The following is a 20,457-nucleotide window of genomic DNA, read 5'->3' on the forward strand; positions in this document are numbered from 1 at the left end:
TGGTCGCGCTCACAGGGCGCCCCTTTCGGTCAGCAGGCCGATCAGGGCGGCGACGGCGGCGTCCTGGGTGACAGCGGCGGTGTCGATCCGCAGATCCGGGTTCTCCGGGATCTCATAGGGGTCGTCGACCCCGGTCATCTGGCTGATCTCGCCGCGGAACGCCTTGGCGTACAGCCCCTTCACGTCCCGTTCGGCGCAGACGTCGACGGACGTCGACAGGTGGACCTGCCAGTGGGCGGTGCCCTTGTCGGCGTGGTGGGCGGCGACCTTGGCGCGGGCGTCGGCGTACGGCGCGATGACCGGCACCAGCACGAGAACCCCGTGCCGGGCGAGCAACTCGGCGACGTAGCCGATGCGGGTCACCTGGGTCTCGCGGTCGGCCTTGGAGAAGCCGAGCCCGGCCGACAGGTGCGTGCGCACCTCGTCGCCGTCCAGGATCTCGACGTCCAGGCCGCGCTCGGTGAGCTGCGTGGCCAGGGCGCGGGCCAGCGTGGTCTTGCCGGCGCTGGGCAGGCCGGTCAGCCACAACGTGCCACCGGCCGTTCGCGCCGGGGCCGCCGGATCGGCGGCCAGGGTGGACGTGTCGGTCATGTGTTGATCCCGCATTCGGTCTTGGTGGATCCCGCCCAGCGGCCGGCCCGTGCGTTCTGCCCGGGCAGCACCCGGTGCGTGCACGGCTCGCAGCCGATGGACGGGTATTCGTCACTGAGCAGGGGGTTGACGAGCACGCCGTGCTCGGAGATGTAGCGGTCGACGTCGTCGTCCGTCCACGCCGCCAACGGGGCCAGACGGACCTTGCCCCGCTTCACGTCGAACTGCACCACCGGGGTGTTCGCCCGGGTCGGCGCCTCGACGCGACGGACCCCGGTGGCCCAGGCGTCGAAGTCACGGAGCGCCCGGTTCAGTGGCGCGACCTTGCGCAGCGAGCAGCACAGGTCGGGATCCCGGGCGAACAGATCCTTGCCCAGCTCGGCGTCCTGCTCGGCGACCGTCTGGGCCGGGAGCACCCGCTGCAGGGTGACGTCGTACACCGCTTCCACCGCGTCGGCTGTGCCGATGGTCTCGACGAAGTGGTAGCCGGTGTCCAGGAACAGCACGTCGATCCCCGGCACCGCGCGGGCCGCCAGGTGGGCCAGCACGGTGTCCTGCATCGAGGCGGTGACGGCCAGCCGGGTGCCGAACTGCTCGCCCGCCCACCGCAGGATCTCGATCGCGGTGGCGTCGGCCAGTTCCAGGGCACCGCGGCGGGCGATCGACCCCAGCTCCTCGGCCGACCGGGCGGCCTTGCGGACGCGGGGCACGCCGACCGGCACGGGAGCCGCGCCGGAGCGCGGGGAACGCGAGACCGCTTGCGCGGCACCGTCCACGGGGTGATGGGCGAGCGTCATGATCGCAGCTCCGCCGCGTCCGGGGCCGGGAAGGCCGACCCACCGGCCACCCCGACGAACTTGACCGCGAACACGCGGCGGCAGTCGCGGCAGGACCAGGTGCCGTGGCCCGCCTCGTGCGGCCACAGGTTCGTCTCGCCGCAATACGGGCAGTACTGGGCGGGCGACCGGGTGGGCGCGCTCATCGCAGGGCCGCTTCCTCGGCCCGGGCCACCCACTGCGCGAACGGCTCGTCGCCGTCGCGCTGCTCGGTGAACCGCCGGACGACCCGCTCGACGTAGTCAGGCAGTTCGTCACCGGTGATCTTGTGTCCGCGCAGCTTCTTGCCGAAACCGGGCGCCAGGCCGAGGCTTCCGCCCAGGTGCACCTGGAAGCCCTCGTGCTGCTCGCCGTCCGCGCCGGTGACGATCATGCCCTTCAGGCCGATGTCGGCGATCTGGGTGCGGGCGCAGGCATTCGGGCAGCCGTTGATGTTGATCGAAATGGCCGGCAGGCTGTCGAGCTCGTCGGCGAGCCGGGTCTCCAGCGCGTCGACCAGCGCGATGCCGCGCGCCTTGGTCTCGACGATCGCGAGCTTGCAGAACTCGATCCCGGTGCAGGCCATCATGTTCCGCTTGAACGTCGACGGGGTCGCGGTGAGTCCCAGCTCGTCCAGACCGGCCAGGAACGAGTCGATCCGCTCGGCCTCGAGGTCGAGGACGACGATCGCCTGGTCGGCGGTCAGCCGGACCCGCTGCGAGCCGTGGGCCTCGACCAGGTCGGCCAGCCGGGTCAGCAGGGTGCCGGAGACGCGGCCGACGGTCGGGGTGATGCCGACGTAGAAGCGGCCGTCGTTCTGCTCGTGCACGCCGACGTGGTCCCGGGCACCGGCGTACGGCTCCGGCGCCGGTCCGTCGACGAGCGCACGGTCCAGGTACTTGGGCGACTCGAGCACCTCACGGAACTTCTGGGCCCCCCAGTCGGCCATCAGGAACTTCAGCCGGGCGTGGTTGCGCAGCCGGCGGTAGCCGTAGTCACGGAAGATGCCGACGACGCCGGCCCACACCTCGGGCACCTCGTCCAGCGGCACCCAGACGCCCAGCCGCTGGCCGAGCATGGGGTTGGTGGACAGGCCGCCGCCGACCCAGACGTCGAAGCCGGGGCCGTGTTCGGGGTGCACCACGCCAACGAAGGCCAGGTCGTGGACCTCGTGCAGCAGGTCCTGCCGGGGCGAGCCGGTGATGGCGGTCTTGAACTTGCGCGGCAGGTTCGAGAACTCCTTGCTGCCGATGTACCGCTCGACGATCGCCTCGATGGCCGGGGTGCCGTCGATGATCTCGTCCTTGGCGATGCCGGCGACCGGCGAGCCGAGGATGACGCGGGGCACGTCGCCGCAGGCCTCGGCCGTGCTCAGACCCACGCCTTCGACGGCGTCCCAGATGGCCGGGACGTCCTCGATGCGGATCCAGTGCAGCTGGATGTTCTGCCGGTCGGTGACGTCGGCGGTGTCCCGGGCGTAGGTGGTGGAGACCTCGCCGATGGTGCGCAGCGCCGCCGTGGTCAGCTGACCGCCGTCGACGCGGACGCGCAGCATGAAGTACTTGTCCTCGAGCTCCTCGGGCTCGAGGACCGCGGTGCGACCGCCGTCGATCCCGGGGGCACGCTGGGTGTAGAGGCCCCACCAGCGGAACCGACCGCGCAGGTCACCGGGGTCGACGCCGTCGTAACCGGTGTGCCGGTAGATGTTCTCGATGCGGGCCCGGACGTTCAGGCCGTCGTCGTCCTTCTTCATCCGCTCGTTGGGGTTGAGCGGTTCGCGGTAGCCCAACGCCCACTGGCCCTGCCCCTTGGCCGTGCGCGGACGGCGGGCCGGACGCTCGGCCGCGGCCGGGCGGGCGGCGCGGGCCGGCCGCTCGGGGGTGACGGCAGCAGCCGCAGGGGCGGCTGAAGCACCCTCGGGCGCGACGCGCTCGGTCTGGGGCGAAACAGAAGACACAGGGGATCCTTGCGGACAGGGCCGGAAGGTCACACCAGAGCAGGGAGGTCCGCGAGTAGGACCGTGCGCGCCGGCATGACAGCCCGGCACGAAGCGGCGGGAGTCAGGCGGCGGAACAACAGGCAGCGCTGGCAACGCGCACGAGGTCGACCTCGCGACAGCACACCAGCATCACTACCCGGACAGACATATCAGGGATCCTACCGTGGCCGAGGCCGATCCGACCCCGTGAGCCGCTTCACGCAGACGTCGCGGATCAACCACTGAGAAAACGGCCGAACGGTGGGTCCGGTCATGCGGGCGGTGTGCGGCTTCGTAGGCTGGCCCGCCGTGACCCTCCTCGAGCGCCTCGCCGACATCCTGCGACACGAGACGGCCACCGTCGTCGTCGAACCGCCCGGAACCGGCACCGGCTTCTGGGCCGGCGGTCCGAGCGCCGTCCGGCACGACGGGATCTTCCACCTGGCCTATCGCCTGCGCCGCCCCGTCGACGCCGGCCGCGGGTACGCCAACGTGGTCGCCACCTCGACCGACGGCGTGCACTTCGAGACGGCCTGCACCGTTCCGGTGGGCGACTTCGATTCCGCATCGCTCGAACGGCCCGCCCTGGTCCGCCGTCCGGACGGCGGCTGGCGGCTCTACGTCAGCTGCTCGACCCTCGGCTCCAAGCACTGGTGGGTCGAGGCCCTGGACACCGCGGCGGACGGCTCCGTCGCCGACCTGGCCACCGGGACGCGGACCGTCGTCCTCCCTGGGGACGAGGCGACCGCGTGGAAGGACGTCGTCGTACAGGCACCGACCACCGACGACGGTCCCTGGCGCATGTGGGCCTGCCGGCACCCGCTGGACGGCGGTGACGACGCGGCCGACCGCATGCAGACCTGGTACTTCACCAGCCCGGACGGCCTGCGCTGGGATTCGCACGGCGCCGCCCTGGTGCCGACGGCCGACAGCTGGGATGCCCGCGGCACCCGGGTGACCAGCGTGCTGCCGGTCGACGACGGCTGGCTCGCCCTGTACGACGGGCGGGCCAGCGCGGCGGAGAACTGGTACGAGCGCACCGGTCTGGCCCTCGGGTCCGATCCGGGCTCGTTCCGTCCGGTCGCTGGCCCCCTCCAGCGCGACGGACGCACCCTGCGGTACGTCTGCGTCGTCCCGGCGGGCGATCACTGGCGGATCTACTTCGAGGCCGACCGTCCGGACGGGTCCAACGTGCTGCTCACCACCGTGCTGCCGCTGGGCTGAACTCCGCCCTTCGACTGCCGGCACACGCCGTTCGCCGGGACCGGGCCACGGCGTGTTGTCGGCAGTGGATCGTGCGCTCCCCCGCTCAGCTGCTGGCCCGCTCCCCGAACGAGCCGCGGCCGACCTCGTTGAGCCAGTCGGAGTGGTCGACGCCGGTGATCTCGCTGAGCAGGTGCACATCCGGCGCGACCCGCGGCAGCAGCGCGGCCCGTTGCTCGGCGGTCAGGGACGGACGGCGCCGGCCACCACGGTGCAGGACGCCCAGTAGGGGCTTCTCGACCCCGCGCCAGATCTGCGGCGGCACGTGCGCCCCGAGCGCGGCCCCGGCCCGGACGACCTGCCGCAGGACCTGGTTCACCGGGGTGTTGGGCACCCAGTTGGAGACGTTGGACCGGGGCACCGACGTGAGTTCACCGGTGCGTACGCCCAGGAACGTGCAGATCTCGTCGAGCACGGTCGCCGGGTCGTCGATGAGCCGGCGGTAACGGAGCACGAAGACCTGCTCACGGGGGAAGACCGAATACAGGTGCTGGAGCTGTTCGCCGTAGCGGCCCATCTCCAGGTACCGCCAGAACGGCGCGTAGCCGGCGGCGATGCGCTGCTCCTCCAGGTCGACCGCGCGGAGGAAGTCGGCCTCCGGCTCCAGACCGTCGCACCACAGGTGGGTCCAGTTGGAGTAGGCCCGATCGATCGGGTCCCGGACCACCGCGATGAGCTTGGCCTGCGGCACCACCCGGCGGATCCGCTCATGGGCCGAGCTGTCCCACAGGTAGAACGGCGTGCTCTCCCCGGTCAGGGTGCCGGGTGGGGCGGCGTCGAAGAGCGCCTCGTAGCGGTCCCGCCGCCAGACCCACTCCTGCGCCGAGTGAGCGTCCCCGGGGCCGCGCTGATGGGCCGGGTCGGGCGGAGCCGCCTCGCAGAGGAAGAACTTGGGTTCCTTCGGAGTGGAGAGGAACAGCTGCGGGTGCTGGGCCAGGGCCGCGTGCAGAGCGGTGGAGCCCGCTTTGGGTGAACCGATAATCAGGAAATCGGGAAGGGACACGGCAGGCACCCTTTCGGAAGGTGTCGGCGAATGCGGTGGGGTGCGCGACGGTGCGCTGTTCGTTCGGGGAGTGCGCCCACGGCCCGAGGGGGCCGAGCGCGAATGGAGGTCCGACCGACCGAGGCCGCTGCGGGCGGCGGCAGCCGTGCTAGTCGTTCCGGCGGACACCACGGGGTGCGGCCGGGGTCTGCTCAGCGGCCGAGGCGACAGGCGGCGCTGACCACACGCATGAGGTCGACCGCGCGGCGGCGGATCAGCGCGGTGCCCGGGCTGGTCATGGGGCGGGAGTGTAACGGCCGCATGTGAACGGCCCGCCGCCCCGGGCCGGGCGCGGCGGCCCGGCGCGCACACCGCTCACTGTCGGTGGCAGGTGCCATGGTGTCGACCATGGACACGGGAGGGTCGGGCGCCCTGCTCACCGGCGCGCTGCTGCTGGTCGTCGGGCTGCTCATCGGGGTGGTCGTCGGAGTGCTGCTCAGCCGGCGACGGGGCTGGTCGGGCGCTGGGCCGGACGGCCCCGACGTGGCCGCGGTGCTCGCGCCCGCGGCCGACGCCCTGACCCGGGTCGAGCACCAGCTGGCCGCGGTGGAACGCGAACGCATCGGCGCCTACGCGGGCCTGCAGGAGCAGGTAGCCGCCCTGCACCGGGCTTCGGTCGAACTGGGTGGCCAGGCCCGGTCGCTGGTCGGCGCCCTCCGCGCCCCGACGGTCCGGGGGCGGTGGGGTGAGGTGCAGCTGCAACGGCTGGTCGAGTTGGCCGGCATGGTCGAGCACTGCGACTACGACGTCCAGGTCAGCGCCCCGGGCGGCGAGGGTCCCGGGGTCCGGCCCGACATGCTGGTGCGGCTGTCGGGCGGACGGAGCATCCCGGTCGATGCCAAGGTGCCGTTCGCCGCCTGGCTGGAGGCCCTGGACAGCTCGGACGAGCAGCGGCGACGCCAGCTGCTGGTGGCCCACGCCCGGGCGGTACGGCACCACGTCGACCAGTTGGCCGCCAAGTCGTACTGGCGGCACTTCCACCCGGCCCCGGAGTTCGTGGTCCTGTTCGTCCCCGGCGAGCCGCTGCTGGACGCAGCCATGTCGGTCGACCCCGGGCTGTCCGACTACGCCTTCGCCCGCAACGTCGTGCTGGCCACCCCCACGTCGCTCATCGCCCTGCTGCGCACGGTCGCCTTCAGCTGGCGGCACGAGCGGGTGTCGGCCTCGGCCGCGGAGGTGCTCGAGGTGGGCCGCGACCTGCACGGGCGGCTGGTCACCCTGAGTACCCACCTGAGCCGGACCGGGGCGGCCCTACAGCGGGCGGTCGGCGCCTACAACCAGGCGGTCGGCTCCTTCGAGAGCCGGGTGGTGACCAGCGCCCGTCGACTCAGCGACCTGGGCGTGGTCGGCGACGAACTGGCCGCCCCGCCTCCCGTGGACACAGCCGCCCGTGACCACCGGTGGTCGTCCGAACGCTTCCCGTCACCCCGGTCTCCCCTGGAGTCCCCGGTCGAGTGGCCGCCCTCCGCGGAACGGCCGGTCTGGCCGGGCGAGGAGGCTACCGTGGACCGATGAGCACCTTCGCCCCCGACCGCTCCCGTCCCCTGGCCGTGTCGTCGGCCGCGCCGGGTGTGCGGGGCTGGCCGTGGTGGGCCGCGGTGCTCGTCGCCCTGGTGTGCACGCTCATCGGCACGGCCATCGACGGCTGGGTCTTCGGCACCTTCAGCTGGGGACTGCGGCTCGGCTTCTGGATCGGCGTCGCCCTCGCCGCCCTCCTGGTGCAGCGCCGGTCCGTCTTCACCGCGATGGTCCAGCCGCCGCTGATTCTGGTCGCCGGGCTCCTCATCGGCGGCCTGCTGTTCATCAACGGGGGCGGCATGTACGGGATGGCCCTCAAGCTGATCGCCACGTTCCCCACGATGGCCATCGGCACCGCGCTCGCGGTGGCCATCGGGCTCATCCGCATCGTCGCGCAGCCGCTGCGACGGACGTCCCGCACCGCCCACGCCGCCGACGCCCAGCGGGTCTGACCGGGCGGCTCGTCCAGGGCCCGACCAGGTCGGGCCCGAGCGGCTCAGGCGGAGGCCGGGCGCAGGTCGCGCCGCAGTTCCTTGGGCAACGAGAAGGTCAGGGTCTCGGTGGCCGCCGTGATCTCCTCGGCCGGCGGGAACCCGTTGTCCTGCAGGTGGGCCAGCACCCCGTGGACCAGGTCGTCCGGCACGGACGCCCCACTGGTGATGCCCACCGTGACCACTCCGTCGAGCCAGGCCGGGTCGATCTCACTGGCGTCGTCGATGAGGTACGAGGCGTCGGCCCCGGCGGCCAGCGCGACCTCGACCAGGCGCACCGAGTTCGACGAGTTCTTCGAGCCGACCACCAGCACCAGGTCGCACTCGCCGGCGATCTGCTTGATGACCTCCTGGCGATTGGTCGTGGCGTAGCAGATGTCGTCGCTGGGCGGCGCGGCCATCAACGGGAACCGCTTGCGGAGCAGACCCACCGTCTCCAGCGTCTCGTCGACCGACAACGTCGTCTGCGAGAGCCAGATGACCTTCTCCGGGTCACGGACCTGCACGGTGTCGACCTCGGACGCGTCGTTCACGATCTGGATCGACTGCGGGGCCTCACCGTGGGTGCCCTCGACCTCCTCGTGGCCGCGGTGACCGATGAGCAGGATGTCGTAATCCTCGGACGCGAAGCGCCGGGCCTCCTTGTGGACCTTGGTCACCAGCGGGCAGGTGGCGTCGATCACGCGCAACTGACGGTCGGCGGCCTCCTCGTGCACGGCGGGCGACACGCCGTGCGCGGAGAACACCACCAGTGCACCCTCGGGGACCTCGTCGGTCTCCTCGACGAAGATCGCGCCGCGAGCCTCCAGGTTGGCCACCACGTGCTTGTTGTGGACGATCTGCTTGCGGACGTACACCGGGGCGCCGTACTGCTCCAACGCCTTCTCCACGGTGATCACGGCCCGGTCGACCCCGGCGCAGTACCCGCGGGGGGCCGCCAGCAGGACACGGCGGCGGACGTCGTCGGCGGGCGGCGGGGTCGAGGGGGAAACCATGCCTCCATGGTAGGGGCGCGGTGGAGCGACCCCGGGTGACGAGCGCCATCGCCCGCCGTCCGGTGGGCGCGAGCACGGAACGCAGCACCCGCCCCCCTGCCGGTGCCACCGGGCCACCTCATACGGCAGTCTGGTCACATGGCTTTCCCCCTGCCGCTGCCGCTCAAGATCGCCACCGGCCTCGTCGTCACCGGGGTCGAACGGATCCGCAGCCTGCCCGCCGATCTGTCCGCCCTGCCGGTGCAGGCCGCCGGCTACGCCCTACGCGTGTCGATGAAGGTGCAGCAGGAGATCGCGGAGCTCGCCACGAAGGGCGACGAGACGCTCAGCGCCGTCTTCGGCGGCGGACAGCCGGAGCGTTCGCCGCTGGCCACGTTCGACGACGACCTGCCCACCCCACCGCGGCCCCGTCCGCGGCCGAGCGGGACCGGTGCGGCGGAGCGACGCCAGCCCGAGACCACCGGTCGCGGCGACGAGACGGGGTCGACCGCCACCGTCACCCCTGTCGACCGCGCCCGCCGGGGCGTCAAGCCCACCGTTCCGGTCGTCCCCCCGGGCGCCCGCATCGACGGCGTCCCCGTCGAGCCCGAGGACACCACCCCCACCACCCCGGCCCCCACCACCCCGGCGGAGACGACCACGGCACCCGCCGACGCCGCGCCCCGGGAAGACGCCGAGCCGGCGGCACCGGCCGAGACCCTCGTGCCCGCCGACTGGTCGGTCACCCGGGAGGATCCGGCCGCCGCGGCCGCCGCGATCGACGAGCCCACGGCCCACGTCGCCACCGAACCCGACCCGGTGGTGTGGACGACGGCGACCGACGAGCCGATCGCCGGCCCGCCGGTCACCCCGCCGCTCCCCCTGCCCGACTACGACCAGCTGACGGTCGCGCAGGTCCGCGGGCACCTGCGCCGGTTGACGGCCGACGACGTGCAGTCGCTGCTCGACCACGAACAGCAGTCCGCCGCGCGGGCCCCGTTCCTGACCCTGCTGTCGAACCGGCTGGTCACCCTGCAGCACTCGTCGTGAGCACCCCTCCCAGCACCACCGGCGCCGGGCCGGCGGCCGAGCAACGCCCCGCCCCACCCACCCGGGCCGGCGACACCACCCGCGAGAACCCCTGGCCGGTCCGCGCTCTCGCGCAGCGGATGACCGAGTACGTCGCCAAGGCCCCGGCCGCCTGGGTGGAGGGACAGATCGCGCAGCTGTCCCTGCGATCGGGCGGGATGTCCTTCCTGACGCTCCGCGACCCGGTGGTGCCCATGTCGCTGTCGGTGGCGTGCGGGCGGACCGTGTTCGCCGACTTCCCCACCCCGCCCGGCGAGGGCACCCGGGTCGTCGTGCACGGGAAGTTCGAGTTCTACCCGGCCCGCGGCACCCTCACCTTCCGCGCGGACGAGATGCACCCCGTGGGCCTGGGCGAGCTGCTCGCCCGGCTGGAACGGTTGCGCCGGCTGCTGGCCGTCGAGGGGCTGACCGCCCGGGAACGCAAGAAGCCGTTGCCGTTCCTACCGGGGACGGTCGGCCTCATCACCGGCCGGGCCAGCGCCGCGGAGTCCGACGTGTTGTCCAACGCCCGCGCCCGTTGGCCGGCGGTCCGGTTCCGGATCGAGAACCCTGCGGTGCAGGGCGTTTTCGCGGTCGAGCAGATCATCGAGGCGCTCCGCCGGCTGGACGCCGACCCGGAGGTCGACGTCATCGTGCTCGCCCGCGGCGGCGGCAGCGTCGAGGACCTGCTGCCGTTCTCCGACGAGACGCTGTGCCGGGAGGTGTCCCGCTGCCGGACCCCGGTCGTCTCAGCCGTCGGCCACGAACCGGACCATCCGATCGTCGACGACGTGGCCGACGTGCGCTGCTCGACCCCGACCGACGCCGGCAAGCGGGTCGTCCCCGACGCGGTGGCCGAGCGGGCGCAGATCGCCATGCTCTCCCACCGGGCCCGCCGGGCGCTGACCGGCTGGGTGCAGACCGAGGAGGCCCGGCTCCGCCGGCTCACGTCGGCCGCGGTGCTCGTCGACCCGCTCACCCCCATCACCGCCCGGCGCACGGAGGTCGAGCGGCTGCTGGAACGCTCCCGGCGCGTCGTCGACCGCACCCTGGACGGTCAGGAACGCGACCTGGCCCACCGTCGCGCCCAACTCACCGTGCTCGGCCCGGCCGCCACCCTGGCCCGCGGCTACGCCGTCGTGCAGACCGGCGGACCGGGCGGACGCGTGCTGCGCTCGATCGAGCAGGCGAAGACCGGCACCCCGCTACGGATCCGGGTCGCCGACGGCGCCGTTCTGGCGGCCACTCTCGGACCCGAACGATCCGGACCCCTGGGTCTGCGGCCGCGCCCCGCGCCCGGGACGACCCCCGTCGGTGCCATCCCGCTCGGCGGCGAGCCCGCCCCGGCCATCGAGACCGAGGCCCCCGGCCGGACGGACGACCCGGCGACCGATTCCCCCGCTACCACCCCGGCAGAGAGCACCCGATGAGCATCGACCGCAGCACCACCGCCCCCGGCCCCGCCGCGGACGAGCAGGACGACACCCCCCGCAGTTACGAGGACGCCCGCGACGAGCTGGCCGCGGTGGTCGCGAAGCTGGAGACCGGGGGCCTGTCCCTGGACGAGTCGCTCACCCTGTGGGAGCGCGGTGAGGCGCTGGCCGCGCTGTGCGGCACCTTCCTGGACGGGGCCCGCGAACGGGTCGAAGCCGCGCTGCGGACCGCCGAGCAGCAGTAGCGGTCAGCCCCGCCCGATCCCGGAGGGGATGAGCCCGAACCCGGCGGGCACGTCACCCGGGTCTGCGCCGGTGCTGACGATGCGGTTGTCGGCGTCGACGAACACCACCGACGGGGTGCGGGTGCGGGCCTCGGAATCGGTCAGCAGGCCGTAGCCGATGACGATGACGATGTCGCCGGGATGGATGAGGTGCGCGGCGGCGCCGTTGATCGACACGATGCCCGAACCGCGGTCACCGGCGATGACGTAGGTCGACAAGCGGGCGCCGTTGGTGACGTCGACGACGTCCACCTGCTGGCCGGGCAGCAGGTCGGCGGCCTCCAGGAGATCGGAATCCAGGGTGATGGAGCCGACGTAGTGCAGGTCGGCCGCGGTGACCGTGGCCCGGTGGATCTTGCCCACCAGCATGGGACGGAGCATCGGTGATCGTCCTTCCTCACAGCCGGATCGCGAAGGTCCGGTACGTGCTCCAGCATCACATCGCCGGCGCGGCCGGCGCGCGTGAGAGCACTCACAGCACCGTCCGACGGAGTGGCGGCGGCCCGCCTACGCTGGCCCGATGGATCCGATCACTGCCCTGCGCCGGATCGGTTTCCTGCTCGAACGGCAACAGGCCCCGACGTACCGGGTGCGCGCGTTCCGGTCGGCCGCGCTGATCCTGGCCGGGCTCGCGCCGGCGGAGCTGCGTCGCCGCACCGAGGACGGCACCCTCACCGATCTCAAGGGCATCGGCCCGAAGACGTCGACGGTGATCCGGCAGGCGCTCGCCGGGGACGTCCCCGAGTACCTGGCCGCACTGGAAGACGGGCTCGCCCCGCTGGTCGACGGCGGTGCGGATCTGCGCGGCGCCCTGCGGGGCGATCTGCACGCACACAGCGAGTGGAGCGACGGCGGCAGCCCGGTCGAGGAGATGGCCGTCACCGCACTGGAGCTCGGGCACGAGTACCTGGCGATGACCGACCACTCCCCCCGGCTGACGGTGGCCAACGGTCTGTCCCCAGAGCGGCTGGAACGCCAGCTCGACCTGGTCGAGACGATCAACGGCCGACTCGCCGGGCAGGGTTTCCGGCTGCTCTCGGGCATCGAATGCGACATCAACGAGGACGGCACCCTCGACCAGAGCGACGAACTGCTCGGCCGGGTCGACATCGTCGTCGCCTCGGTGCACTCCAAGCTGCGGTCGGATGCGGGAGCGATGACCAGGCGGATGCTGCGGGCCATCGAGAACCCGCACACCGACGTCCTCGGGCACTGCACCGGGCGGCTGGTGACCGGCGGCCGAGGGACCCGACCGGAGAGCCAGTTCGACGCGGAGCGGGTGTTCGCCGCCTGCGTCGAGTACGACGTCGCCGTCGAGATCAACAGCCGTCCCGAGCGCCTGGACCCGCCGCGCCGGCTGCTGCGGCAGGCCGTCGCGGCCGGGTGCCGGTTCTCCATCGACACCGACGCGCACGCCCCCGGTCAGCTCGACTGGCAGGCCTACGGCTGCGCGAGGGCGCAGGAGTGCGAGGTGCCGGAGGAGCGGGTGGTCAACACCTGGCCGGTGGACGACCTGCTGGCCTGGACCCGCGCCTGACCTGGTCGGCCGCTCAGACCAGGGCGGCGGCCAGCGTCGCGAACGACTCCGGCGTCGCGGTCCCGGTGATCAACCAGGTCGCCTCGCCCGCGGTGCGGTACCAGGCCACCTCGGTGCGCCGGCCGGAGGTGACGGTCCACTCGACGCCGTCGACGGTCTGCAGGCCGGTGTTGGGGCCGATCGACCCCAGCTCGGCGGGCAGCACCGTGGCCGGCGGTCCGGCGGCCTCGATGATCGTGATGAACCGGCCGTCGGGTGTCAGCCACCCGCCGCGGACGGTCGCGACCTGACCGGCCGGCGCCGTGGCCGGGTCGACGAAGGTGAACGAGCTGGGCTGCCAGTCGGCCGGCAACTCCCGGGGCACGGCCAGGTCGAACCCGACCAGCGGAGCCGCCCGGTCGAACCCGCCGCTGACGTCGGCCACCGGGGCCTGCCCGTCGCTCGGCCGGCCCGGCGAGAACGACACCGCGCCGTAGGCCCAGCCCAGCAGGATCGCGACGACGGCCAGCACGGCGATGGACCACGCCATGTCCCGCAGGGTGTTCGGCCGTCTGATCGCCACGGCTCCATCGTGTCACGCCGAGCGGCCGGGGCCGGCTGGGGGTTTCGCCGCGGCGGCCGGCCCGGCTGTGACCCATTTCGCCATCACCGGATCGTCCCCGGGGCGGTCCGCACCGGCGGGGCACCGATAGTTTGACCGGCATGGCTGAACACGACGACGGGGTCACCGGCGGCACCGACCAGGCGTACCGCATCGAGCACGACACCATGGGCGAGGTGCGCGTCCCCCGCGACGCCAAGTACCAGGCCCAGACCCAGCGGGCCGTGGAGAACTTCCCCATCTCCGGCCGGCCGCTGAGCCGGGCACAGATCCGGGCGCTGGCGCTGATCAAGTCGGCGGCCGCGACCGTGAACGCCCGGATGGGCATCGTCGAGCAGGAGACCGCCGACGCGATCACCGCCGCCGCGCAGCGGGTCGCGGGCGGCGAGTTCGACGCCGACTTCCCGCTGGACGTATTCCAGACCGGGTCGGGCACCAGCTCGAACATGAACACCAACGAGGTGCTCTCCACGCTGGCCACCGAGGCGCTCGGCCGCAAGGTGCACCCCAACGACCACGTCAACGCCTCGCAGTCGTCCAACGACGTGTTCCCGACGTCGATCCACGTGGCCGCCACCGAGGCCGTCGTCCGTGAGCTCATCCCCGGCCTGCGGCACCTTGCCACCGCCCTGGACACCAAGGCCGCCGAGTGGGCCACCGTGGTCAAGTCCGGCCGCACCCACCTGATGGACGCCACCCCGGTCACCCTGGGCCAGGAGTTCGGCGGGTACGCCGCGGCCATCCGCTACGGCATCGAGCGGGTCACCGCCTCGCTGCCCCGGCTGGCCGAGCTGCCGCTGGGCGGCACCGCCGTCGGCACCGGCATCAACACCCCGCCCGGCTTCTCCGCCGCGGTCATCACCGAGCTGGCCCACACCATGGACCTGCCGTTCACCGAGGCCCGCAACCACTTCGAGGCGCAGGGCGCCCGGGACGGCCTGGTCGAGATGTCCGGCCAGCTCAAGGTCATCGCGGTCAGCCTGACCAAGATCTGCAACGACCTGCGCTGGATGAGTTCGGGCCCGCGGGCCGGCCTGGCCGAGATCGCCCTGCCCGACCTGCAGCCGGGCAGCTCGATTATGCCGGGCAAGGTCAACCCGGTGCTGCCGGAGGCCACCCTGATGGCCTGCGCGCAGGTCATCGGCAACGACGCGACCATCGCGTTCGCCGGCGCCTCCGGCACGTTCGAGCTGAACGTGATGCTGCCGATCATGGGCGTGGACCTGCTGGAGTCGATCACCCTGCTGTCCACCACCAGCGTGCTGCTGGCCGACCGCTGTATCAGCGGCATCGTGGCCAACGTCGACCGCTGCCGCGAGTACGCCGAGTCGTCCCCCTCCATCGTCACCCCGCTGAACAAGTACATCGGGTACGAGGAGGCCGCCTCGGTCGCCAAGCAGGCGCTCAAGGAGAACAAGACCATCAAGGACGTCGTGCTGGAGCGCGGCCACGTCGACAACGGCCGGCTCACCCGCGAGCAGCTGGACGCGGCGCTGGACGTGCTGTCCATGACCCACCCGTAAGCCCCCGGTCACGCCCGAAGGCCCGGTCCCCCTCGCGCGGGGGGCCGGGCCTTCGGCGTTGTCGGGTGTCGCCTCGCAGGTCAGCGGCGGGGACCGCCGCGCGGGTCCTCGTCGTCCGGACGCCACGTCTGCGTCCGGTCGTCGTCCTCCGGGCGCCAGACCTGGGTGCGCTCCGGATCCTCCTGCGGCCGCTGGGGCGGGGGGCCCTGGGGACGCCGGCCCGGCGGCTGGTACGGCGGCACGAACTGGGTCGGGGCGTCCGAGCCGGGCGGACCGGCCGGTCCGCGCCCGGGCCCGGCCGGCGGGATGTAGCGGGTCTGGTCCTGAGATCCGGGGGGCGGGATGTACTGGGTGGGAGCGTTCGACGGCGGCGGCCAGCCCTGGGTGCGCGGACCCTGGCCGGGTGGGATGACCTCGGTCGGCCCCTGTCCGTAGTCGGCCGGGTCCCGGCCGGCGAGCAGCCCGTACGGGTCGGCGGGCGGCGGGTAGGCCTGGGTGGGCTGCTGGCCGAGCATCCGGTCGCGTTCAGCGGCCTGCTGCTGGGCGGCCGCCGCCTCCACGTCCCGCTGCTGCTGCTCGCGTTCCCGGTCCTGTTCCTGCTTGCGGCGCCACAGCACGATGCCGGTGACGATGCCGGCGATTACCAGCACCGCCAGCAGCAGCCACAACCACCACAGGCTGCTGCCCGAGTCGGACGCCGGGGTGAGGACGGCCGAGCTGGAGGTGGCCGGCGTGCTGCTGGCGACCACGGACGAACTGGTGGGCGACGCGCTGGTGGTCGGGGTGGAACTGGTGGTGGACGCCGGCGTCGAGGACGCGGTGGTCGGCGGAGCGACGACCTGGAACTCGGCGACGCCGACGATGCCCGAACTGCGGCCGGTGACCTGGAGCCGGACGGCACCCGGACTGACGGTGGTCGGCACCGTGAACGTGACGGTGGCGTTGCCGTTGCCGTCGGAGCCGAAGGTGCCGGGCGGGGTCACCGCCTGGGTCGACGTCGGCGGGAACAGCTCGACGCCGAGCACCTCGTTGGGGCGGAAACCGGTGAACACGACTGTCTGCTGCGCGCCGGCGGCGACGTCCTGGGTGGCGACGGACGCGACCACCGCGGTCGACGGCGCCGTCGGGGAGGTCGTCGTGGACGACGGGCTCGGACTGGTCGGCGCGGCCACGAAGGCGAGCGGGATCGAGACGTCCTGTGACGGGTCGCTCTCGTCGTCGCTGAACGCCCACAGCGAGCAGGCCTGGGTCTGGCAGTTCGGCGTGCCGGTGGCCGACGTCAACGTCAACGTGTACTGGGTGAAGTCGCCGCCGGTGAGCGGCGCGGTGACCCCGCCGCCGGGGCCGCCGGTGCGGTTCGGGTCGACGAAGTGCGCGTAGTCGCGGTTCAGCGACGCGTTCGGCCGGTTGCCGCCGATGCACTGTCCAGGTCGCACCCCGCCCGCGGTCTGCGCCGAGGTGCACACCGCGACGAAGATGCCGCCACTGGTCGGCGTGAAGCCGCTCCCGGAGACGGTGATCTGCGCCCCGTTGACGGCCAGGTCGGTGGACGGGTTCGCCGTGAGGGTCCGCCCGCCGGACGACGCGGTGGTCGGCACGGCCGCTGCGAGTGGGGCGGCGGCCACGGTCGGCGCCGCCGGGGCCGCGGACCCGGCCAGGGGGAACGCGATCCCCAGGCCGGCGACCAGGACGGCGGCGAGCATCGCCCCGACCGCGGTCCGTGATCCCGGACGCCGGCCCCGCCGGGCGCGCCCCGGAGGCCCCGAAGGAGCAGTGCTGTGCATGTGCCGTCCTCTCCACGAACCGCCGCGGCCCACCCGGCGGTCGCGATCAACGCGATCGGCGCGGTCGCCGCGTCCCGGTGTGCCGTCACTGTGCCGGTCGCGGGGCTCTCGTGCACCCCCGACACGACGGGCCCGGCCCGGACGGGATCGATCGGCGGGCGTACGTGGCCCCACGGCGGCGGTAGGCCCGGACGCCGACGCGGCGGCGGAACCGGGCGATCCCCGGTCCCGCCGCCGCGTCGCTCCAGCTCAGCCGTGGTCGGGCGTCTCCAGCAGCTCGGTCACCAGGGCGGCGATCGGTGAGCGTTCCGACCGGGTCAGGGTGACGTGCGCGAACAACGGGTGCCCCTTGAGGGTCTCGATCACCGCGGCGATGCCGTCGTGCCGGCCGACCCGCAGGTTGTCCCGCTGGGCGACGTCGTGGGTCAGCACCACCCGGGAGTTGGTGCCCAGCCGGGACAGCACGGTCAGCAGGACGTTGCGTTCGAGCGACTGGGCCTCGTCGACGATGACGAACGAGTCGTGCAACGAGCGACCCCGGATGTGGGTCAGCGGCAGCACCTCGAGCATCCCGCGGGCGACGACCTCCTCGATGACCTGCGGCGACGCGACCGCCGACAGGGTGTCGAAGACCGCTTGCGCCCAGGGGCCCATCTTCTCGCTCTCGCCGCCCGGCAGGTAGCCCAGCTCCTGCCCGCCGACCGCGTACAGCGGCCGGAAGACCACGACCTTGCGGTGCGCCCGCCGCTCCATCACCAGCTCGAGCCCGGCGCACAGGGCCATGGCGGACTTGCCGGTGCCGGCCCGCCCGCCGAGCGAGACGATGCCGACCTCGTCGTCCATCAGCAGGTCGAGGGCGATGCGCTGCTCGGCCGACCGGCCGCGCAGCCCGAAGGCCTCCCGTTCGCCGCGGACCAGGCGGACCTGCTTGCCCGCGGTGACCCGGCCGAGGGCCGAGCTCGTCGGGCCGACCAGCTTGACGCCGGTGTGACAGGGCAGGTCACGCGCGGCGTCGGTGTCGAGCAGTCCGGTGGCGAACAGCGTGTCGATCTCGCCGGCCGGGACGGATAGTTCGGTCATGCCGGTGAACCCGGACGGCACCACGTCCTGGGCGCGGTACTCGTCGGCGGCCAGGCCGACGGCGGACGCCTTCACCCGCAGCGGCATGTCCTTGGTGACGAGGGTGACCGACCCGGCCGGCCGTTCCGCGGCCAGGTTCAGCGCGCAGGCCAGGATCCGGGAGTCGTTGCTGTCGTTGCGGAAGCCGGCCGGCAGGACCGTGGCGTCGGTGTGATTGAGCTCGACGTGCAGCGTGCCGCCCTCGGTACCGACCGGGACGGGGGCGTCCAGCCGCCCGTACTGCACCCGCAGGTCGTCGAGCAGCCGCAGCGCCTGGCGCGCGAAGTACCCCAGTTCGGGGTGGTGGCGCTTGCCCTCCAGTTCGGAGATGACGACCAGCGGCAGCACGACCTGGTGCTCGGCGAACCGGTTCAGCGCCCACGGATCGGACAGCAGGACCGAGGTGTCGATCACGTAGGTCAGGCGGGTGTCGTCGGCGCCCCCCGACGCGACGACGGACGGTCCCGAACGCGCCACCGCAGCCGGCCGACCGTCGTCAGCGGGGACGACCGGATCGGCGGAGAGGGACGGTGACGAGTCGGAACGACGTGTGACCACGAAGGCTCCCAGCCGGGCGACAGGTGCCCGGATCCTCGAGAAGGGCCGGCGGTCCCGAACGTGTGGCGGCCGACGAGCGGGAACGGCGGGTGGGCACGGAGCCGCACAGCGGCCCCGTCGTACGACACGCCGGTCCGAAGCTGTGCGGTCTGCTCACGTGAAGGGCCTCCCGGATGGGCCGCCGAAGATGCGCCCCACGGATCGGACGCTACCGCCGCCCCCAGGGGGCCCCTGACCAACACGCGAAACGGCCGGGTGAACTTCGTATTGCCCGGATGTGACCGGGCCGGGCGCTGCGGGACCGGCGGACCGGGCTCAGACGACCGGGACCGGGACGGCCGCCGGCGCCGGGGGCGGGACCGCGGCGGTGCCGGTCGCCCGGGGCAGCACGACCGTGATCGTCAGCCCACCGCCCGGGCTGTGACCCGCGAGCACCCGCCCGCCGTGGTTGCGGGCGATGGCGGCGACGATGGACAGCCCGAGTCCGGTCCCGCCCTTCTCCCGGGATCGGGACGGATCGGCCCGGTAGAAGCGGTCGAAAAGCCGGTCCAGGTCCTCATCCGCGACTCCGGGACCGTTGTCGCTGACCGAGACCGCGATCTCCCCCGCCCCCGGCAGCACCGTCACGGTGGCCGTGGTCCCGGGCGGGGTGTGGGTGCGGATGTTGCCCAGCAGGTTCGCGAACAGCTGGCTCAGCCGCAGCCGATCGCCCAGGACAAGCACCCGCCCGGCCGCCGGGTCCCACCCGGACCAGCGCCACTGCCGCTCCGGGTCGATGACGGCGGCGTCCTCGACCACCCCGGTGAGCACCTCCACCAGGTCCACCCGTTCGTGGCTGGCGGTCTTCTCCGCGTCCGCCTGGATCAGCGTGAGCAGGTCCTGCACCAGCGCGTTCATCCGGGCGGCCTCGAACCCCATGCGTTCCATGGCCCGCTGCACGGCGGCCGGATCGCTGAGCATCCCGGCCCGGTACATGTCGGTGTAGCCCCGGACGGCCGCGACCGGGGTACGGAGCTCGTGAGAGGCGTCGGCGGCGAACTGCCGCAGTCGCTGCTCGCTGCGCTGCCGTTCGTCGAGCAGTTCGGAGATCCCGTCGAGCATGCCGTTGAACGCCACGCCGAGCCGGCCCACCTCGGTCGAGGGGTCGTCCTCCTCGACCCGGCGGTCCAGGTCGCCGTCGGCGATGTCGTCGGCGGCCCGGGCGATGGACTCCAGCGGCTTGAGTTCCCGTCGGATGATCAGCGACGAGGTCAGACCGAGCAGCAGCAACAGCGCCGCGGTGCCGAGCAGCTCGATGACGATCAGCCGGCCGACCGCGGTCTGCACGCCGGACGTCGACTGCCAGGCGACCAGCTCGGCCGGCAGGTTGGTGCTCTGGGCGGTGACGGTGCGGGCGACCGCCCGGTACTGGATGGTCGGGTCGTCCAGGTCGACGATCGTCTGCGGCACGCCCATCGCCTCGATGGCGTTGACGTCCGGGTTCGCCCAGGTGTCCTCGGATTCCGGCGGTTCGTGCTGGATGGAACCGTCCGCCGAGATGAGGGTGAAGCCGACCTCGCTGCCGGGCGAGCTGTCGCGGATCCGCTCCTGCAGGGCCTGGAACTGGAAGGTCTGCGGCAGGCTGCCCATCGCCCGGTTCAGCGTCGCGTCGAGGTTGGTGACCAGCACCGAGCGCAGCGCGATCGGCAACCCGACGTCCACCGACACCAGCGCGATCGCGGCCACCCCGACGACGAGCGCGATGAGCCGGGCCCGCAGCGTCCAACGGCGGGGGGCCGGGGCGGCGCCGTTGGTCAGCGGGCCCCGGGCGGCGGCGGTGCCGGTGACCGGGACCGCGGTCAGGGGCTCGGTGATCGGGCCGGAGGAGGCCATGCGGTG

19 protein-coding genes are annotated in these 20,457 nt (G+C 73.0%); 8 read left to right on the top strand and 11 right to left on the bottom strand.

Going from position 1 to position 20,457, the window contains the following annotated elements:
• Nucleotides 1–9 precede the first annotated feature (9 nt).
• Genes cysC through FDO65_RS08745 form a run of 4 tightly spaced genes read right to left on the bottom strand, consistent with a single transcriptional unit; the run spans nucleotide 10 to nucleotide 3,363 of the window.
• Nucleotides 10–591 (bottom strand): adenylyl-sulfate kinase, encoded by a 582-nt coding sequence (gene cysC, locus FDO65_RS08730; RefSeq protein WP_137448932.1) that lies wholly within the window; start codon nucleotides 589–591, stop codon nucleotides 10–12.
• On the bottom strand, nucleotides 588–1,388 hold the full coding sequence (locus FDO65_RS08735) for a phosphoadenylyl-sulfate reductase (RefSeq protein WP_137448933.1): 801 nt from the start codon (nucleotides 1,386–1,388) through the stop codon (nucleotides 588–590). Before FDO65_RS08735 ends, cysC begins: the two co-directional genes overlap by 4 nt.
• Nucleotides 1,385–1,573: a hypothetical protein gene (locus FDO65_RS08740; RefSeq protein ID WP_137448934.1), complete on the bottom strand. Its 189-nt coding sequence runs from the start codon at nucleotides 1,571–1,573 to the stop codon at nucleotides 1,385–1,387. The genes FDO65_RS08735 and FDO65_RS08740 overlap by 4 nt, the downstream gene beginning before the upstream one ends.
• The gene (locus FDO65_RS08745; protein WP_276606841.1) at nucleotides 1,570–3,363 is read right to left on the bottom strand and encodes a nitrite/sulfite reductase; all 1,794 of its coding nucleotides are present in this window, start codon (nucleotides 3,361–3,363) and stop codon (nucleotides 1,570–1,572) included. The genes FDO65_RS08740 and FDO65_RS08745 overlap by 4 nt, the downstream gene beginning before the upstream one ends.
• Before the next feature lie 330 nt (nucleotides 3,364–3,693).
• Between FDO65_RS08745 and FDO65_RS08750 the strand changes: the two genes are divergently transcribed.
• Complete coding sequence (locus FDO65_RS08750) at nucleotides 3,694–4,608, top strand: glycoside hydrolase family protein (protein ID WP_137448935.1); 915 nt, start codon at nucleotides 3,694–3,696, stop codon at nucleotides 4,606–4,608.
• Between the two features lie 85 nt (nucleotides 4,609–4,693).
• Here FDO65_RS08750 and FDO65_RS08755 read toward each other — a convergent pair whose 3' ends face one another.
• Nucleotides 4,694–5,650 (bottom strand): sulfotransferase family protein, encoded by a 957-nt coding sequence (locus FDO65_RS08755; protein WP_137448936.1) that lies wholly within the window; start codon nucleotides 5,648–5,650, stop codon nucleotides 4,694–4,696.
• Between the two features lie 387 nt (nucleotides 5,651–6,037).
• Here FDO65_RS08755 and FDO65_RS08760 point away from each other — a divergent pair, with 387 nt between their 5' ends.
• Both FDO65_RS08760 and FDO65_RS08765 read left to right on the top strand, forming a co-directional pair.
• Entirely contained in the window at nucleotides 6,038–7,204 is a 1,167-nt protein-coding gene (locus FDO65_RS08760) for a DNA recombination protein RmuC (RefSeq protein WP_137448937.1), read from the top strand.
• Nucleotides 7,201–7,659 (top strand): DUF6542 domain-containing protein, encoded by a 459-nt coding sequence (locus tag FDO65_RS08765; RefSeq protein ID WP_137448938.1) that lies wholly within the window; start codon nucleotides 7,201–7,203, stop codon nucleotides 7,657–7,659. Before FDO65_RS08760 ends, FDO65_RS08765 begins: the two co-directional genes overlap by 4 nt.
• 44 nt (nucleotides 7,660–7,703) lie before the next feature.
• Here FDO65_RS08765 and FDO65_RS08770 read toward each other — a convergent pair whose 3' ends face one another.
• Nucleotides 7,704–8,693 (bottom strand): 4-hydroxy-3-methylbut-2-enyl diphosphate reductase, encoded by a 990-nt coding sequence (locus FDO65_RS08770; protein ID WP_137448939.1) that lies wholly within the window; start codon nucleotides 8,691–8,693, stop codon nucleotides 7,704–7,706.
• A gap of 138 nt (nucleotides 8,694–8,831) precedes the next feature.
• Between FDO65_RS08770 and FDO65_RS08775 the strand changes: the two genes are divergently transcribed.
• The 3 genes from FDO65_RS08775 to FDO65_RS08785 are packed head-to-tail and all read left to right on the top strand — an operon-like array spanning nucleotide 8,832 to nucleotide 11,418.
• Nucleotides 8,832–9,722, top strand: coding sequence for a lipid droplet-associated protein (locus FDO65_RS08775; protein WP_137448940.1), 891 nt, complete (start codon nucleotides 8,832–8,834; stop codon nucleotides 9,720–9,722).
• Complete coding sequence (gene xseA, locus FDO65_RS08780) at nucleotides 9,719–11,170, top strand: exodeoxyribonuclease VII large subunit (RefSeq protein WP_137448941.1); 1,452 nt, start codon at nucleotides 9,719–9,721, stop codon at nucleotides 11,168–11,170. The genes FDO65_RS08775 and xseA overlap by 4 nt, the downstream gene beginning before the upstream one ends.
• Nucleotides 11,167–11,418 carry an exodeoxyribonuclease VII small subunit gene (locus FDO65_RS08785; RefSeq protein WP_137448942.1) on the top strand — a complete coding sequence of 84 codons (252 nt, stop codon included), beginning with the start codon at nucleotides 11,167–11,169 and terminating at the stop codon, nucleotides 11,416–11,418. Before xseA ends, FDO65_RS08785 begins: the two co-directional genes overlap by 4 nt.
• Before the next feature lie 3 nt (nucleotides 11,419–11,421).
• On the opposite strand, the gene panD is transcribed toward FDO65_RS08785, so the two are convergent.
• Nucleotides 11,422–11,838, bottom strand: coding sequence for an aspartate 1-decarboxylase (panD, locus tag FDO65_RS08790; RefSeq protein ID WP_137448943.1), 417 nt, complete (start codon nucleotides 11,836–11,838; stop codon nucleotides 11,422–11,424).
• Nucleotides 11,839–11,977: 139 nt separating this feature from the next.
• Here panD and FDO65_RS08795 point away from each other — a divergent pair, with 139 nt between their 5' ends.
• Nucleotides 11,978–12,994: a PHP domain-containing protein gene (locus FDO65_RS08795; protein WP_137448944.1), complete on the top strand. Its 1,017-nt coding sequence runs from the start codon at nucleotides 11,978–11,980 to the stop codon at nucleotides 12,992–12,994.
• Nucleotides 12,995–13,007: 13 nt separating this feature from the next.
• Here the strand turns inward: FDO65_RS08795 and FDO65_RS08800 are convergent, their stop codons facing one another.
• Nucleotides 13,008–13,556, bottom strand: a complete 549-nt coding sequence (locus FDO65_RS08800) for a DUF4245 domain-containing protein (RefSeq protein WP_137448945.1) — start codon at nucleotides 13,554–13,556, stop codon at nucleotides 13,008–13,010.
• A gap of 140 nt (nucleotides 13,557–13,696) precedes the next feature.
• Here FDO65_RS08800 and FDO65_RS08805 point away from each other — a divergent pair, with 140 nt between their 5' ends.
• Nucleotides 13,697–15,118, top strand: coding sequence for a class II fumarate hydratase (locus tag FDO65_RS08805; RefSeq protein ID WP_137448946.1), 1,422 nt, complete (start codon nucleotides 13,697–13,699; stop codon nucleotides 15,116–15,118).
• 80 nt (nucleotides 15,119–15,198) lie between these two features.
• Here the strand turns inward: FDO65_RS08805 and FDO65_RS08810 are convergent, their stop codons facing one another.
• The 3 genes from FDO65_RS08810 to FDO65_RS08820 all read right to left on the bottom strand — a co-directional run bounded on the left by FDO65_RS08810 (nucleotide 15,199) and on the right by FDO65_RS08820 (nucleotide 20,451).
• Nucleotides 15,199–16,821 carry a hypothetical protein gene (locus FDO65_RS08810; RefSeq protein ID WP_137448947.1) on the bottom strand — a complete coding sequence of 541 codons (1,623 nt, stop codon included), beginning with the start codon at nucleotides 16,819–16,821 and terminating at the stop codon, nucleotides 15,199–15,201.
• A 330-nt stretch (nucleotides 16,822–17,151) separates the two neighbouring features.
• On the bottom strand, nucleotides 17,152–18,498 hold the full coding sequence (locus tag FDO65_RS08815) for a PhoH family protein (RefSeq protein ID WP_137449666.1): 1,347 nt from the start codon (nucleotides 18,496–18,498) through the stop codon (nucleotides 17,152–17,154).
• Nucleotides 18,499–18,894: 396 nt separating this feature from the next.
• The gene (locus FDO65_RS08820) at nucleotides 18,895–20,451 is read right to left on the bottom strand and encodes a sensor histidine kinase (protein ID WP_137448948.1); all 1,557 of its coding nucleotides are present in this window, start codon (nucleotides 20,449–20,451) and stop codon (nucleotides 18,895–18,897) included.
• Nucleotides 20,452–20,457: the final 6 nt, after the last annotated feature.

This window comes from Nakamurella flava, from assembly GCF_005298075.1.
Classification (GTDB): Bacteria; Actinomycetota; Actinomycetes; order Mycobacteriales; family Nakamurellaceae; genus Nakamurella; species Nakamurella flava.

Bases quoted from the DNA above. Each gene is read 5' to 3' on its own strand.
- FDO65_RS08810 (WP_137448947.1), bottom strand. From the start codon at position 16,821: ATGCTCGCCGCCGTCCTGGTCGCCGGCCTGGGGATCGCGTTCCCCCTG.
- FDO65_RS08805 (WP_137448946.1), top strand. From the start codon at position 13,697: ATGGCTGAACACGACGACGGGGTCACCGGCGGCACCGACCAGGCGTAC.
- FDO65_RS08770 (WP_137448939.1), bottom strand. From the start codon at position 8,693: ATGGTTTCCCCCTCGACCCCGCCGCCCGCCGACGACGTCCGCCGCCGT.
- FDO65_RS08820 (WP_137448948.1), bottom strand. From the start codon at position 20,451: ATGGCCTCCTCCGGCCCGATCACCGAGCCCCTGACCGCGGTCCCGGTC.
- FDO65_RS08795 (WP_137448944.1), top strand. From the start codon at position 11,978: ATGGATCCGATCACTGCCCTGCGCCGGATCGGTTTCCTGCTCGAACGG.
- FDO65_RS08765 (WP_137448938.1), top strand. From the start codon at position 7,201: ATGAGCACCTTCGCCCCCGACCGCTCCCGTCCCCTGGCCGTGTCGTCG.
- FDO65_RS08775 (WP_137448940.1), top strand. From the start codon at position 8,832: ATGGCTTTCCCCCTGCCGCTGCCGCTCAAGATCGCCACCGGCCTCGTC.
- cysC (WP_137448932.1), bottom strand. From the start codon at position 591: ATGACCGACACGTCCACCCTGGCCGCCGATCCGGCGGCCCCGGCGCGA.
- panD (WP_137448943.1), bottom strand. From the start codon at position 11,838: ATGCTCCGTCCCATGCTGGTGGGCAAGATCCACCGGGCCACGGTCACC.
- FDO65_RS08760 (WP_137448937.1), top strand. From the start codon at position 6,038: ATGGACACGGGAGGGTCGGGCGCCCTGCTCACCGGCGCGCTGCTGCTG.
- FDO65_RS08735 (WP_137448933.1), bottom strand. From the start codon at position 1,388: ATGACGCTCGCCCATCACCCCGTGGACGGTGCCGCGCAAGCGGTCTCG.
- FDO65_RS08785 (WP_137448942.1), top strand. From the start codon at position 11,167: ATGAGCATCGACCGCAGCACCACCGCCCCCGGCCCCGCCGCGGACGAG.
- FDO65_RS08740 (WP_137448934.1), bottom strand. From the start codon at position 1,573: ATGAGCGCGCCCACCCGGTCGCCCGCCCAGTACTGCCCGTATTGCGGC.